The 14,376-nt window shown below is 58.2% G+C and carries 15 protein-coding genes and 1 pseudogene; 9 read left to right on the forward strand and 7 right to left on the reverse strand.

Annotated features, from left to right (window positions below; genetic code table 11):
- Positions 1 to 283 precede the first annotated feature (283 nt).
- The 3 genes from EGH21_RS20535 to EGH21_RS20545 all read left to right on the forward strand — a co-directional run bounded on the left by EGH21_RS20535 (position 284) and on the right by EGH21_RS20545 (position 3,262).
- Positions 284 to 1,582, forward strand: a complete 1,299-nt coding sequence (locus EGH21_RS20535; protein WP_220620281.1) for a glycosyltransferase — start codon at positions 284 to 286, stop codon at positions 1,580 to 1,582.
- The gene (locus EGH21_RS20540) at positions 1,563 to 2,096 is read left to right on the forward strand and encodes a class I SAM-dependent methyltransferase (RefSeq protein WP_220620282.1); all 534 of its coding nucleotides are present in this window, start codon (positions 1,563 to 1,565) and stop codon (positions 2,094 to 2,096) included. The genes EGH21_RS20535 and EGH21_RS20540 overlap by 20 nt, the downstream gene beginning before the upstream one ends.
- A 149-nt stretch (positions 2,097 to 2,245) precedes the next feature.
- Positions 2,246 to 3,262, forward strand: coding sequence for an alkaline phosphatase family protein (locus EGH21_RS20545; RefSeq protein WP_220620283.1), 1,017 nt, complete (start codon positions 2,246 to 2,248; stop codon positions 3,260 to 3,262).
- A gap of 193 nt (positions 3,263 to 3,455) precedes the next feature.
- On the opposite strand, the gene EGH21_RS20550 is transcribed toward EGH21_RS20545, so the two are convergent.
- From EGH21_RS20550 to EGH21_RS20570, 6 genes and pseudogenes are all read right to left on the reverse strand, one after another.
- The gene (locus tag EGH21_RS20550; protein WP_220620284.1) at positions 3,456 to 4,184 is read right to left on the reverse strand and encodes a hypothetical protein; all 729 of its coding nucleotides are present in this window, start codon (positions 4,182 to 4,184) and stop codon (positions 3,456 to 3,458) included.
- Positions 4,185 to 4,458: 274 nt separating this feature from the next.
- Complete coding sequence (locus EGH21_RS24210) at positions 4,459 to 4,881, reverse strand: outer membrane protein assembly factor BamB family protein (protein ID WP_236035717.1); 423 nt, start codon at positions 4,879 to 4,881, stop codon at positions 4,459 to 4,461.
- Positions 4,882 to 5,145: 264 nt separating this feature from the next.
- Positions 5,146 to 5,691: pseudogene (locus EGH21_RS24790) on the reverse strand (outer membrane protein assembly factor BamB family protein); the annotation flags it as partial.
- Entirely contained in the window at positions 5,688 to 6,905 is a 1,218-nt protein-coding gene (locus EGH21_RS20560) for an outer membrane protein assembly factor BamB family protein (protein ID WP_220620286.1), read from the reverse strand. The gene EGH21_RS20560 and the pseudogene EGH21_RS24790, both read right to left, overlap by 4 nt.
- Before the next feature lie 13 nt (positions 6,906 to 6,918).
- Positions 6,919 to 7,452, reverse strand: a complete 534-nt coding sequence (locus EGH21_RS20565) for a PH domain-containing protein (RefSeq protein WP_220620287.1) — start codon at positions 7,450 to 7,452, stop codon at positions 6,919 to 6,921.
- Position 7,453: 1 nt separating this feature from the next.
- The gene (locus tag EGH21_RS20570; RefSeq protein WP_220620288.1) at positions 7,454 to 8,104 is read right to left on the reverse strand and encodes a hypothetical protein; all 651 of its coding nucleotides are present in this window, start codon (positions 8,102 to 8,104) and stop codon (positions 7,454 to 7,456) included.
- A gap of 235 nt (positions 8,105 to 8,339) precedes the next feature.
- On the opposite strand from EGH21_RS20570, the gene EGH21_RS20575 reads away from it, so the two are divergent.
- The 4 genes from EGH21_RS20575 to EGH21_RS20590 all read left to right on the forward strand — a co-directional run bounded on the left by EGH21_RS20575 (position 8,340) and on the right by EGH21_RS20590 (position 12,186).
- The gene (locus tag EGH21_RS20575; protein WP_220620289.1) at positions 8,340 to 8,858 is read left to right on the forward strand and encodes a hypothetical protein; all 519 of its coding nucleotides are present in this window, start codon (positions 8,340 to 8,342) and stop codon (positions 8,856 to 8,858) included.
- A 128-nt stretch (positions 8,859 to 8,986) separates the two neighbouring features.
- A complete protein-coding gene (locus EGH21_RS20580; RefSeq protein ID WP_220620290.1) occupies positions 8,987 to 10,198 on the forward strand; it encodes an outer membrane protein assembly factor BamB family protein in 1,212 nt (403 codons plus the stop codon).
- Between the two features lie 368 nt (positions 10,199 to 10,566).
- Positions 10,567 to 11,346 carry a PQQ-like beta-propeller repeat protein gene (locus EGH21_RS20585; RefSeq protein ID WP_220620291.1) on the forward strand — a complete coding sequence of 260 codons (780 nt, stop codon included), beginning with the start codon at positions 10,567 to 10,569 and terminating at the stop codon, positions 11,344 to 11,346.
- Between the two features lie 99 nt (positions 11,347 to 11,445).
- Complete coding sequence (locus EGH21_RS20590) at positions 11,446 to 12,186, forward strand: DUF7847 domain-containing protein (protein ID WP_220620292.1); 741 nt, start codon at positions 11,446 to 11,448, stop codon at positions 12,184 to 12,186.
- 310 nt (positions 12,187 to 12,496) lie between these two features.
- Here the strand turns inward: EGH21_RS20590 and EGH21_RS20595 are convergent, their stop codons facing one another.
- Complete coding sequence (locus EGH21_RS20595; RefSeq protein ID WP_220620293.1) at positions 12,497 to 12,931, reverse strand: DUF5518 domain-containing protein; 435 nt, start codon at positions 12,929 to 12,931, stop codon at positions 12,497 to 12,499.
- Positions 12,932 to 13,121: 190 nt separating this feature from the next.
- Here EGH21_RS20595 and EGH21_RS24795 point away from each other — a divergent pair, with 190 nt between their 5' ends.
- Both EGH21_RS24795 and EGH21_RS24800 read left to right on the forward strand, forming a co-directional pair.
- The gene (locus EGH21_RS24795; protein WP_220620294.1) at positions 13,122 to 13,688 is read left to right on the forward strand and encodes a type IV pilin domain-containing protein; all 567 of its coding nucleotides are present in this window, start codon (positions 13,122 to 13,124) and stop codon (positions 13,686 to 13,688) included.
- Entirely contained in the window at positions 13,646 to 14,140 is a 495-nt protein-coding gene (locus tag EGH21_RS24800) for a choice-of-anchor W domain-containing protein (protein ID WP_425433322.1), read from the forward strand. The genes EGH21_RS24795 and EGH21_RS24800 overlap by 43 nt, the downstream gene beginning before the upstream one ends.
- The last annotated feature ends 236 nt before the right edge of the window (positions 14,141 to 14,376 follow it).

The raw sequence follows: 14,376 nt of genomic DNA on the forward strand, positions 1-14,376 counted from the left end.
CGACAGTCACAGATGAGACGATGCCGACGTAGGAGCGCCGAGGATTGCTTCGCTGTTCTGTGGCAGCAGGTCGCTCAACACGAAGGAGGCCAATCGACGGCCTTTCACACAGCAGCTACTGCGGGTAGGTTCCTCGGGCGACACTTCGCTCGGCACGCGTGCCCCGAGGCGGTCACTGAGATCCATCAGTGCTTCCAGCCGGCCGGTTGGCTCCGCGTGCAGTGCCGTGTTGACTCGCCAGTCGGGACACGTCTCTCCTATGACCCGTTGCAGCGAGACGTCGGTGCAACTCCGGCGGCGGGTCTTCGCGATCAGTGCCCTGCTGGGTCGCGACTGGCCGGGGAGCTCCCCAGCGTTTGAATCCATGACACCACAATCGACCACTGACATCGACGATCTCGACATAGCAATCGCGCACAAACATGCTCCACAATGGGGCGGTGCCGAGCACGTCGCTACCGAACTCGCCCGAACGTTCGATGCACCCGTCTACACCGGACTGGTCGGTCCCGATGTAACGCTACCGAGCGACGTGGACTGGCACACGCTCGTCACCGGACGTCTCGCCGACTGGTGGAGTACGAAAAGTACGCTCGCCGAAGCCACGCGAGACTTCGCCTATCAGGTTATCTGGGATCACGTTCCCGAATTGGGCAACTACGACGTCGTCATTGTCTCGGGTAACAGTCCATCGTGGAACGTGCCGCCGGATACGCAGACGACTATCAAGTACGTCCACTCGACACCACGGACAGCGTACGACCGGTATGTAGACAAGGGCGAGTCGTTGTTCGTGAAGTGCTATGCGAAGGCAACGCGGGTACTGACCCAGCCGACGCTCGCGTTCCCTGATCGCTACGTCTGTAACAGCGACCTGGTCGCCCGCCGGTGTGTCAAGTACTGGGACCGAGGTTCAGCCAATCTCGAGGTGGTCTACCCACCGACAGATGTCACACAATACGGACCAGAGCACGCTGTTGGAGGCAGCGACTACTACCTCACGTATTCACGCCTCGTCGATGCCAAGCACGTCGACGAGATCATCGCAGCGTTTGCCGGTCTCGATGAACGGCTGGTCGTCGGCGGTGACGGACCACAGCGCACGGCACTCGAACGGCAGGCCGCTGAACACGACAATATCGAGATCATCGGCTACATGGACGAAGCGGCGAAACGGCGTCGACTCGCAGAGGCCGAGGCAGTCATTATGAACGCTGCAAACGAGGACTTTGGGCTCGTCCCGGTGGAGGCCTTTGCCTCCGGGACACCCGTCCTTGGCGTCGCGGAAGGATTCACGCCCCATCTCATCAAAGACGGCAAGAACGGGTACGTATACCAGCGCAGTATCGATGCACTTCGGGCGGCCGTCCGGACTCATGCGAGCACGGGCGTCACGTGGCAACCAGAAACGATACAGCGGTATACCCAGCAGTTCAGTCGGTCCCGCTTCCAGAGCGAGATGCGACGAATCGTCCGGGAAGCACATGCAGCAACGCGGATTAGCGGGCCAGACAGCGTTCCCAGGGAACCAGTGAGCGACGAGGCTGCGACGACGCTACCGGATGGTGGTCAGGATGCATGATTGTTCGGTTGAGCGGCAACTGCCGGCGACGGAAGTGCCATCGCGTCTGAATCTCGGATGTGGTGAGGATTATCGCGAGCAATGGCACAATGTCGACATCCGCTCGGCTGTCGATCCCGATGAAGAGGTGAATCTGAACGTCTATCCCTGGCCGTGGGACGACGATACGTTCCAGCTGGTACTCGCACGGCACGTCATTGAGCATCTCGACGATCAATACCGGGCACTCGATGAACTGGCGCGTATTACTGCTGCTAATGGGCAGATCCGTATTCGCTGCCCGCACTGGAACAGTGCGTCACAGGCAATCGATCCCACGCACACGACCCCAGTCGATCCTCGAACGCTGAGGCATGCACTGGCACCTGACTGGAATGTCGAGGACGTCCAGTATACGCGAGTTCGCATCGGCCGACTGTTACCCGAGCGGATCGCAGTCTGGATAGCCGATATGGTCGGCCACGTCGTCACCGAGTGGGAAGCAACGATTCGCTTGCCAAAAGAAACAGTATGAGTCGAACAACCGATAGCGGCTACCAGCAAGACAGCAGTGTCGCAACTCCGACTCTCGATGCGCACGCCAGGAGAACGGAGATAGACGGTTCGTCCCAGGTTCGATTGGCAGTCGAGACGAGGGTGTCAGCGCGAGGAGTGTGATGTTAGATGACGCTCACTGATTGGCTCAATAATTGTCAGGACTACTTTGCTAACCACGACTATCGCAGTGCGACCCGCGCGTCGGCGCTCTCGTTCTGGCGTGGCGTGGTCGACCGAGCCTGTCGACCACTTCCGAACTATGGGATGAACGTGTTTGAGCGCGATTGGGACGTCCTCATCATTCTAGATGCGTGTCGTCCGGACCAACTCGAAATCGTCGCCGACGAGTATGACTTCCTGCCTGCCAACGTCCCGACGATATACTCGGTGGGATCCTCGTCGAAGCCATGGATGCAATCGACGTTCGTTCCCGAGTATCGCCAAGACGTCGCAGAGACAGCGTATATCAGCGGCAATGGTTTCACGAAAGATTTCCTGCCGACTGACGTCCTCGCTGGACAGACAGCGACCACAGCGGGAAACATCCCGCTTGTCGCCGACGATTTCGCTCACTTCGAAGCCGTCGCGTATCAGGACGGGGCTCACGATGATACTCTGGGTACGATCCCGCCCAGAGAAATCACGGCACGCGCCGTTGAATACTGGCGCAACCATCGAGATGCGAATCGGCTCCTCCTGCACTACATGCAGCCACATGCACCATATCCATCGCTTGGCGGTGTTGAACGCCTGGCGAGCGATGAAGTCGGCACCTACGCCCAGCGATGGACGGTGTGGGATCGCTTGTTCGTCGGAGAGCTGAGTCGAGACGCGGCGCTGTCGGCGTACCGTGACTGTCTGCGGTGGGTACTCGACGACATCGCAGTCCTGCTAGAAAACATCGATGCCGAAGATGTGGTACTCTCCGCGGATCACGCCGAGCTATTTGGTGAATATGGGATGTACAGTCATCCAAACGTCCCTATTCCAGACTTACGGCGTGTTCCTTGGGTCGAAGTAACGGCTACGGATACAGAAACATTGGTCCCCGAGTGTCCACCCGTTGCCATACGGCAACTTACGAGTGGTGCAGTGTCCGACGAACAAGTTCACAGTCGGCTCGCGGATCTCGGCTACAGATAGCGATTGGCGTTCGCCGTCTTGCAGCGATTTCAGCAACACCTTGTTACACTCGCTTCGGGCGTGTCGGCTCTGGCACGTGGTAGTCGAGAATGATGGCGAGACACCCCGGTATGTACTTTCCAAGCCACAGGTTGGTATGCACATCGTGCGCGGACAGGTGTCGCACAAAAATGTGGATAGGTGTCGAAGTCAGTTACGTGCCGACCGTCGAGGACCCGGAACCGCCACTCGTGGTCGTGGCATCCTGATTGTTGATCGTCACGGTGAACGTCCCTTCGGCGACGGCAGACTGGACCGTTCCATCATCGTTGCCGAGGAGGTTCCCGTTGTCGTCGTAGAGATACACCGTCTTCTTGTAGGTGATACTCGTGCTATTCGATTCGCCATCGGTCGGCTCTTCGATCGACGTGTTGTTCAGATCCGCCGGCGACTCGACCGAGTTGCCGCCACCACCGCCATCGGTGAGGATCTTCCAGTTGATGTCGGCGTTCACGAAGCCGGCTTTCGTCGGGCCGGTCGCCTTCGTGTAGCTGTTCGGGTCCTCCGAGGCGTATTCGCCGTCGCCACCCCAGCCATCGGAACTGTTTTTTTCGGAGAAGTCTTCGAGATCGACGGGATTGTTGCGTCCGTCGTAAATCGTCGCCGTGAACGGGGTGCTGGAGTTCGGTGCGACGATAATCTGGTCGACGTAGGCCACCTTGGCGACTGGCTTATCGAACCCGTCCCACTGGAGACGGTGGGTCAGGGCGACCTCCACGTAGGAGACTTGCCCGTCGTCGGTCTGGACTGCGCTGGCGTCCTGGATATCGAGCCCGCTCTGGACTGCTGCAACCGATCCAGTGGAAGCGAACAGGCCTGCGCCGCCGATTACACTCGCTGTTGCGATACCTCCGGCCGTTTTGATATAGTCTCGTCGTTGCATTGTCGTACCCCCCACAGACCCCCTGAGATTCGTTACCGACGCGGTCGCAGACAGCTACCGGCTGGCGCCTACTCACCCAGAGAGCGTGAGGCGTTCAGTTGACAATATTCCGACTGTAATTGGTATAAGACATGTAAGTAACCGAAGGTAGAAGCTTATTGGATAGTAGAGAGTCTATAATTGGAAAGTTCTCGGATGTGGATCCATATTCCGGATACCTCGATCGTAGACGGCTGTCGCGGTGGCGTCGTCGTTTCTATCCAGTTCCTGTCAGTCAATCGTACTGAATGTCGAATGTCATCACTCTCCGGTCCGTCAGACAGACGAACTGGGTCGCGCTAAGCGCATCACCGGCCTCGACTGCGTTGGCAACAGCGTGACTGAACAGCTGTGTTCCGTCGTCGGGCCGCAACTGCCCGAGTGTCGCGGCTTCGGTTCCGGTCCAGAGTGTCTCTCTATCGCGAAGGAGTACGTTGACAGCCCCATCGAGCTGTGTTCGCCAGCGCTGTGATCCGTCGGTTGTATCGAGCGCGTACACAGCATTGTCCTCGGCAGCGACATACAACGTCCCTGGCTCGTATTGGTATCGGCGGGGGCTGTCGAAGGGCTCGAATCGCCACCGACGCGTCCCGTCGGGCGCGAGCGCGGTGACACCGTCCTGTGTGGGCACGTAGACGCCGTCGGTGTCGGCGAACATGCGCTTTGCACGGTATGGCGTGTGGCTAATGTCGTCCCACTGGACATCGTGGGGGCCAACCCGCCACGCTCGGCTGCCATCGGACAGCGAGTGTGCCTCGATGCGGTTGTGTGTTCGCAGATAGAGCCTGTCTTCGTGAATCGCGGTGGCCGATACCGGGTCTCCGTTTGCGGTTTCGACCGACCAGATTTCTGTCCCATCAGTGTCGAGGACGTACAGATATGTCGGGTCGAACTCCGAGTTTCCGACCGAGCCGACCGTCTTGCCGTCTGACTCCCCGGCACCGACGACGATACGATTTTGCGCCGTCGCGGCGAGTGGGACCGTCGTCACGCCGGTCCCGGCTTCGAACGTCCAGGTGGTCGACCCATCAGACCGCGAGAGCGCGTACAACGTTCCATCGTGTCCAGGGGCGTAGACCGTCGACGCCGAAATCGCGGGTAGTGCGAAGACAGGCGCTGTCTCTGCCGTCCACTCAACGGCGCCGTCGGCTGGTGATACCGCACTCACACCGTGTCGCCCACCGAGGACGATACTGTCGTGGTCGGGTGCTGTCCGGATGACCGACGTCGGACCCGGTGGTTCGGTGCTCCGCGTCTGTCTGAGACCGGTAGGGGCTACGCTAGTGTTAGTCGCAGTTGTCGTGCTATTGCTGACCATCGGCGTCGTCATGTCTGTCTGGTCCCCTCGAGCGGTCGGTGTCGCGTTACCGGTCCCCGTTCGGAGACAGCCGGCAGACAGCACGCCTACGAGGAGCGTGGCGAACCCGCGTCGCGTCCAGCGGTGACTGTCGGATTGACCACGCGTCATGGCTGTGTGAGTGCGCGGAGACGAGCATCGCTGGTCGTCACGAACACACGACCGTCGGCGACGGCCAATCCGTCGCTGACGCCGGTCCCGGCGACATCGACACCCCCAAGTGAGAGGTCACCCGCTGCCGATGCAGTACCGCTGGCGACGTCGACACGGGAGAGACTGGTGCCTGAAAGTGCCCAAAACGTGCCATCGTCGGCAAGATACGTAGCGTCGTGACTCCCGGGTCCGATGGCTGTAGTCCAGGTTACGTCCCCGGTCGACCCAGCGATCCCCGCCAGTTTCGTCCCACGACTGACGACGATTGTGTCTGCTGTCGTGTCGTAGATCCGTCCAATGCGCGAGTCCGTGACCTCTGTCTGCACATCGCCAGATCGGGCGTCGATGAGCATGTGATGGTCGCCGCCGTTGTAGGCGAGACACGTCCCACCTGCGACGCCTACCCGTGGATTGGCACTAGAGTCCGCGAGATCACGCTCGATATGCCATAGCTCCTCACCGGTCGTGGCGTCGAGTCCGGCGAAAGCCCACGGTGGTTCACCGTGGTGGCCGGTGGGTTGGATCCCGATACAGACCGTCTCACTGTCGTTATCGACGGCGACGCGTGGTCCGTCACCGGTGTTTGTCCACTTGGCGTCGCCCGTCGTCGGATCGAGCGCTCTGAGGGATTTCTGCACCCCACACTGGAATACTGTCCCACCGGCGACGGTCTGTGCGCGAGTGCCGTTCTCGAAGCCGGATGCCCGATACGAGACGGTCCCGTCGTCGATAGCGACGCCCAGTTGTTCTTCGAACCCTGCCGCGACGGCGATGCCACCGGTTGCTGCGAGTCCCTTCTCGAGTTCCGTGTCGCTCGTCACGGTCCACTGTTTCTGACCTGTCGCCGCGTCGAACGCGTACACGTGTCTGTCGATACTGGTCGCAAGGACAGTCCCGTCGGTGACGACCGGGCCGGAAATGAACGGGGCTTGGGCGTTGGCGATCCACTCGGTACCCGGCGGGAGGTCTGCCGTTGGCGTGTCCGTCTGTGTGTTCGCACCGGCCGTCGCTGTCGAGTTACTACCGGCCTCGCCAGATGCGTCTGCGGCGGCGTCAGTGCTAGTCTGAGTCGCTGCTGACTCGGAAAATTGGAGGCAGCCACCCAGACTGACAGTCGCGGCGAGGGCAGTCAGGTACTGGCGTCGGCGTGACGTCTGCGTGGAGCGGTCCATGCCCGCCACCGGATCACTCCGCTCGCTGGGCACAGGTTCTGATGGCTTCGTAGACCGTTTCGGGTTCGTCAACGTTCTCCAGTCGGAGCGGCCCCAACCCCCGGTTCATAGAGATCGTTCCGTAGCCCAGAATGGTCTGAATGCGGTTCTGGCTCAGTTCGTGGCTCCGGACCTTGTCGAATCGGATGCCCTTCGAGTGCGTCCGGAACAGCAGTTCGTACTGCTGTTCGACGCGACTCCGGGTGACGACGTACGTTGTCCTGACAAGGACGATCGTCCGGATCAGAAACCGTACTGTCAAGATGAGTCCGAGCAATAGGATGATGAGTGCAGCGGTATTCGTGATGTCGGACGATCCGAGCGCCTCGGGGTTGAGCTGGAGGTAGCCGAACACGCCGAGGCTGAGAAGCAAGACGACACCGAGCCGAATCAGCGTCGGTCTAGTCGTCGGGTTCGTCCGGAGAATGATTTCGTCGCGATCATCGGACTGGTCTGCAGTGGTTGACTCGCTCGCTCCGTTCGACGTTTGTGGATCTTGTCGTGCCATATTACGCGATGATGTATGTGATGATGGAACCGGTGACGTACACGACCGGTGAGAGGGCGACAGCGATAACAGCGATAACCGCATTACTTCGCGTCGCTCGATGGTTGATTCGGGCGCCGAGATACAGCGAAAACAGGTAATATAGGAGTGTCAGCGTGAGGATTGCCAGTATCCACTGGCCTTGTGTCGAGATGGTCTCAACGCCCAGTGAGTTCGGACGGCCGCCCGGCAGTTCCAATCCTGCCCCGAGAGCGTCGATAATGGCATAGACGAACGCTGCCTGGAGGGTTCTGACGAGTTGGCGTGCGCCACTCACGCCAGCCTGGTTGGTGAGATACCAGACGGCGGAGAACGTCGCGACGAGATACGCACTCGTCGTGTACACGACGGTGTGCATGCTCTGGACGATGCCCTGTGAATCCCGGACGATGAGTACTCCCACGTGGAAGGTCACCAGCGTGATGGCGGTCGCGATCGATATGAACAGAGAGTTCTGGACGAACGCGACGAGCAACTGCCAACTGGCGGTCGCATCGATACCGTACGAACTGACGACGTCCGCAAAGCCGGCTGGGGCCCGTTGTGAGGATTGAATACCGATGCCGGCGAGCGTCAACGGAATCGCGTAGGCGACGAGATTGACCAGGTACACACCGAGTAGTGAACCTAGCTGCCGGATTACCCCGAGTCTAGAAGCACCGTACGAGTCTGTCTGGAATTCGACAAACCGATGCGGGCGGAAAATCGCGTCAAATGCCCCCCGTACTATCGCACCGACACCTCTCACAGCCATACACTACCCTGTCCTATCATGGCTGTATAACTTATGCTTTCATATTACTTTTCGAATAGTCTGTTTTTTGTACCGACAATTACAGTGTTTGGATATGACTCGTCGCGCCGGGAAATTGCCGCTCATCGCCACCGTGACTGTGTCGCTCTGGACCGCCGGCCTCGTTCTCGCATACCTGCTCGAGCTCGGGACTCTACAGGAACTGCTCTGGGCGTGTTGGGCTGCCTCGTTGCTCCTCGTGCCGATCGTCATCGTCGACAGTCGGCATACAGGTGCGTTCTCGTGGCCGGTCCTCGTCGGCCTCCTGTTGCCGGGGCTTAATCTGCTGGTCGGCACAGCGTACGCGCTCTCACAGTTCCGCCGTCGGCACGGTCAGCCCAATGATCGACACGGCCTGCTCTTTTTTGCCGGCGTCTTCACCGCTGCACTCGCCGTCGTCGTCACCCCGTATGTACTCGGCCCCATCGCACTCCTCTGTGGCCTTCTGGTACGTCGGCAGTACAGTACTCGCGAGGGCGCACTCTTGCTAACGGTTGGGGGCGTTACCACGCTGTTCGGGCTGGCGCTGAACGTGGTCGTGTTCCTGTTCGTCCGTCCCGGTCCGGTCGCTTAGATGAGATATTTTGTGAGCAAACCAATGACGAGATCAGCCGATTCGACACGGTGTCCGAGGCAGTCGCGGTGGATGAGTCACTATTACGCAGCCCGAGACAGTGCGGCAAACCGGTTATAGAGTCAGATATGACTGATTCAAACCTGACAAACTACAGTCGACGGACGCTCCTAGCAACGCTCGGCACCGGGTTCCTGACCGGGTGCCTCAGAACGGGTGCTGATACAGCCCCGACACAGACAACATCAACGGCGGCACAGTCAGAGACGGCGACTGCGACAGATGTCGCGACAGCGACCAAGACGCCTGAACCCCCGGTGTCGCTGTCCCGAGAGTGGAACGCGTTTTTCGAGCCGACAGGAGCACCATTTGTCGACGGCAAGACGATCTATTCCGGGTCACGAAAGGGCGTTCGAGCAATCGTTGCGGATGACGGCACGGAGCGCTGGCGAACGGAACAAGAACTGATCTCGCTGCGTGGCACGCTCGATAACGATGCGTTGTACTATACGTCGTTTCTAGAGCCCGGGCTGTACAGAGCAAACGCCGGGACAGGGGCAGTCGAAGCGACGGCCGATGTCGGCCCCGCGGGTGGCCGACCCGTCGTCACGAGCGACTACGTCGTCGTCGGAACCGATCACAACTCCGGCGGCGATACTACGAACGAGATCGTCGGCTTATCGAAACGTGACTTCAGTCGTATCTGGTCTGTCTCTGAAACCGATACTAGCTACGGGGGCGGTATCGCGTTCGATGGGCGCGCTATCGTCGGGTTCGGCACCCCGAACCAATCACGTATCGAGGCTCGAAATCCAGCGACCGGTGTCGTCGAATGGGCTGTCGACGGGTACCTTACCGCACCGCTCCAACAGTACGACGGCAGCCTGTACGCGCCGGTCGCCAGCGCCGGCGTGGATCTACTGAAAATAGCGCCTGCCGATGGCACAGTTGTGTGGCGTCATACGCTCGAGCAACTGAACGATTCCATGTATGTCTACACTGCAGCACCAACCTTCGACGGCGACCGTGCGTATTTTGCGTCCTACTCGCAGGTTCATGCAATCGACCTAGCGACAGGCGAAACGGTGTGGAAGACGACGACTGACCGGCCGATAAAAGCGACACCAGCAATCGTCGGTGACTACGTGTGGGTTGTTCCGACGGCTCTGCCCGATGAAGAGCGCAATCGAGAGTTGTACGGCTTCGACATCGAGACGGGAGAGAAAGTGATCCAAACTCGCTTCGCCGCGTCAACTCACAACGCCCTCTCGTTAGGTGACACGCTGGCGGTCGTCATGGAGAATCAGGTGGCTGCATTCTCTCCGGAGGCAAATACATGAAGCGACGACAACTGCTTACGCTGCTGGCGACTGCCGGGACCGGTGGCTGTCTCAGCTTTCAGGAAGCCGGGCAGTCGAACACGACGACACGGACAGGAACAGGGACGACAGCCGAACCGAACTCCACACAACAATCGACCGATACGCCATCGGACTACGCGTCGACAGCTGCCTCCGTCGAGACAGTGCAGACGCTTCCACTAGATATCACCGCACTGTCGGCCGCTGGCTCGTCGTACTCGGTCGCCACGTACGAACAAGTCCAGCTCCGCAAGTTCGGTTCGTCCACCCCCAAGTCGACACTCGAAATTACGCTCAACAGTCCGGTACTCGAATTGACTGACTCAGCATGCTACGTCGGGAGCCGAGTGTCTGATTCGGGGGCCTCGACGATTCACCGATTCGACCCGGAAAGCGGACAGCAGCAAGCGCAGACCCAGATTGAGGGTTATATAGAGGGACTCACTGCAATCGGGAATCTACTCGTCTGTAGCACAGTCGAAGAGTCAAGCGCCTACGAAGAGCGCTACGCGAATCGAATTATCGCAGTAGACCGGACGAGCCTCGAGCAGCAGTGGACGAACGCGGTTGGAAACGACGCCTTCCCAAGTAGCGTGACGCGACTCGACGATACGTTGCATGTTGGCTTTTCCAACTTTCTCGTCGGGTTTGCGGTGTCAGACGGGACGATTCAGTATCGTGCGCCGTTGACTACTGGCTACCCAGTGGCTTACCAAGGCGACCTGATTGCAGATGTGAATCGGAAACTGCGCCGCATCAACACCGAGACATTGGAATACGAGTGGAGTGTCGGGAGTGAGGTCGCTGGTCGACCGGTGTTCGTTGGTGACAGCGTTGCCGCTCCGACGACGGACGGCATCATGTGTGCGACGCTCGCAGACGGGCAACAGCGGTGGTCGCGCACACTGGAGGACGTGAGTGGGCTCACGCCGGATCGACTTGTGTACCAAGACGGTCTCCTGTGGTATGGAACCGCGACAGAGGAACTCTACGGCCTCGTTCCGACGACCGGCGAAACCGCGTTTTCGATGGACGCCGATCTCACGCACATTGCCGCGACAACGCAGGGCGTCGTCATCAATTCGGGCTACGAGACGCTCGAACTCCAAATCGCTTTAGCAGAGTGACCGCTGATACAGCGATTCGAATTGTGCTCATGATAAAGATATTTTTCTTTTTCGGCTTATATCGATACATTTAGATATTATAGGTTATGTGAACAGGATGTGTCCCTGAATATTGGCTCCTCCTTACGCGGCGGATTCCGGCGAGTCGCGAACAGAAACGGGGTGGTTCTCACCCTCGCATACGTGGTGATCGGTCTCATCTGGCAAGTCGCATTCTATAGTGCATTCGTCACCTGGTTGCAGGGGTCTGGCGTCCCCGCGACAGAGGTACCACTTCCAACGATAGACGTTCCGCTTGGCGTTTCAGCGATTGTGGCTCTTATGTCACTACTATTGCTTCAGGTCGCCGCGATCGTCTCAATTCGAACTTTCGTTGGAGGTCATACCCAGTCGATTCCGGCGGAATATTTCTCTCGGAACATGATCTTGGTACTGATCAATGCACTCTTGGGTAGCCTTGTGTACGGAATCCTCGTGTTCATCGGCTCGGTGTTGTTCCTCATTCCGGGCATCATTGCGTATGTGGCATTCCTGTTCATGCTGGTCTATATTGCCGTCGAAGACGAGAATTTTATTGCAGCACTGCGTGATAGCTGGAATCTAACACGTGGTAACTGGTTACCCCTATTCGGGCTACTCCTGATTGTCTTCGTTGTTGTTGGAGTCGTACCTGGAATTCTGTCAGCGCTCGTTTCGTTCGTGGTGAGTTCGGTTGTCGGTCCGGCCATAAGCACTCTCGTGTCTGGTGTGATCACGCTGCCGTTCTCACTGCTTGTGCTGGGCATTCTGGCAGAAGCGTTCGTCCAGCTTCGTGATGACGAGACCATGCCAAAGATGTAACAGAGCGAGTCCTTTTCTGAAAGACAACTTTCTGAATCCGAACCCGGTCGGTAGAAACCAATACGATACGGTTCACTCCAAACAATATGGATGACAATCAGCCACAAGACGACGCAAACGATAGTAATCAGATCAACGAACGTCTCGATCGGCTCCTCGATTTGCTGGCGACGTATTTACCGTGATGTGACAGTCTTCCTGACGTAAACGGCGATATTCTCTTCTTGAGGGAGATAGCGGACGTACCACATGATACTTGTCCACGGCCTCGATACTGCGATATCTTTAGATGCCCGGGACCGAAGTATGGTCACTCCACACTGCCACGAGCGTCAGGAGTCTTGCCATGACCACGTCGTTCGGCCAGCCAACCACCAAACCGTCCGGCGAGTGCACCAAGGACCGCGATGACGGACAGTATAGTCCCTCCAAACACGAGGATGACAATGATACTGGTCGCCTGAAACCACAATGGGTTCGGTAAGGTTGGCACAGCCTGGAGTAATTCAGTCAGCGCCCAGAGCGCCGGAAGTCCCCCTACGAGTGCGGCTCGGAGTCCGGTCGCAGTGCTATTACCGCCGTCTCGCTTGATGAGGTATCCAGCGAGCGCGCTCCCGACCACGATCATTTCGAGAGTCATATTCTCCGGGGATTGCCACGCTTCCAGTGCGGTGAATGGGGCGGCGAGTACCCCGCCAATCATGGCATACTTCCACGTTTTCGAGAGGTCGAGGTGGAGGGGCATCGTAGGTAGCTATGCCCCCATATGTAATTAATCTGTCCTATTGGTAGTTTGTTGAGCGTTCGAAGACCAGTGAGTGTCTACCAATCCGCGTGATGAACCACCGTTCTGGCACGTTGATAGTAGTTTAGTCAGCAACTCAGTACAGATAATTGAGAGAGTGTTTTTGTATATGCTTCCCTGAGAGTGCGCTGTGTATCCACCCTCCAGTAGTTCCGCTGATAGCGACAATCGCGGAGCTTCACCGATCATCGGCAACATCCTCCTCATCGGTGTTGTCGTCATACTCGGGACCGTTATGACCGTAGTTGCCTTCGGATATGTGGATTCGCTACGAGCCCCAGCGCCGCAGACAGCGTTTGCAGGCGAGTTCTCTAATCAAGGGCGTCTCACTATCAGCCACACAGACGGTGAGACCGTCCCAGCGCAAGATATCCTCGTCAGGGTCTCTGATTCCACAGGCGACACAACATTAGGAACATGGAAAACACTCTACGGAACGCCAACAGATGTCTCGGCTGGGAATAGCATCACACTGTCCGGATTCAATGGCGACGAAACCGTCTACCTCGTGTGGAAGCCGCTATCACAGGACCGCTCACAGATTCTCTCGAGATTCCAGACACGGAATATCCCATCACCGCTCTCGTCGGCAACTGTCTCTGACAGCACCGGGCAATTCGCGAGTCAGCGGAGTCCGCCGTTCGGATCGACAGCGTGGCAGTCACTGGCTCGAATCGGTGGGGCAATTGGGAACTGAGCACTAGCCGGGACGATACGCCCAATCCCAGCATCTCCTCACAGGAAGCAGACTACCCCTGGCAAAACGGGCAGACCGTTCCGTTCACGCTGGCATACAATCAGGACGGAAACGACGAAGCACGACTCACAATCGATGGTTCAACCGCCGTTGCAGACACGACCTCGTACCCCGCCACGGGCGACAGTATCGGTATGACTCTCAAGGTAACTTCGCCGTCGACGATGTCGGTCTCGGTCTCAAATCTCCGTCTCGACGGGCTTCGACTCTCTCAACAATCTGCTCAAACGGGTAGCAACAACGCAGTCAATCTCCACATCAATAGAGATTCAATCAGCGACGGATTCGTCCTAACCGGGTCAGTCACGTTCGGGTGGTCTGGGAGCAGACCGAGTGAGTCTAATATGCAGCTGAATTTCGAGATCGAAGAGGACGGAACCGGGTCGAGCTGACTGACGGCGTGCTTTCTGGTGACTGATGGCGACGGGGGCAGGCAATTAGAATTCTGGGCTAGGTTATCCAAAATACACGTACCATGTGTATTCCACTCATCCAATCAAAGGCACTGTCTAGTTGAGCGAGTTTGAGAAGCGAGGAGGCCGTAGCGAGAAGTGCTCATGCAACTCGCAGACCTCCTCAGCGAGACGTTGAACGAGGACAATGAAGACGTTTGGGAGAATGAGCGCAC

This window comes from Haloarcula rubra, from assembly GCF_019599465.1.
GTDB classification, from domain to species: Archaea; Halobacteriota; Halobacteria; order Halobacteriales; family Haloarculaceae; genus Haloarcula; species Haloarcula rubra.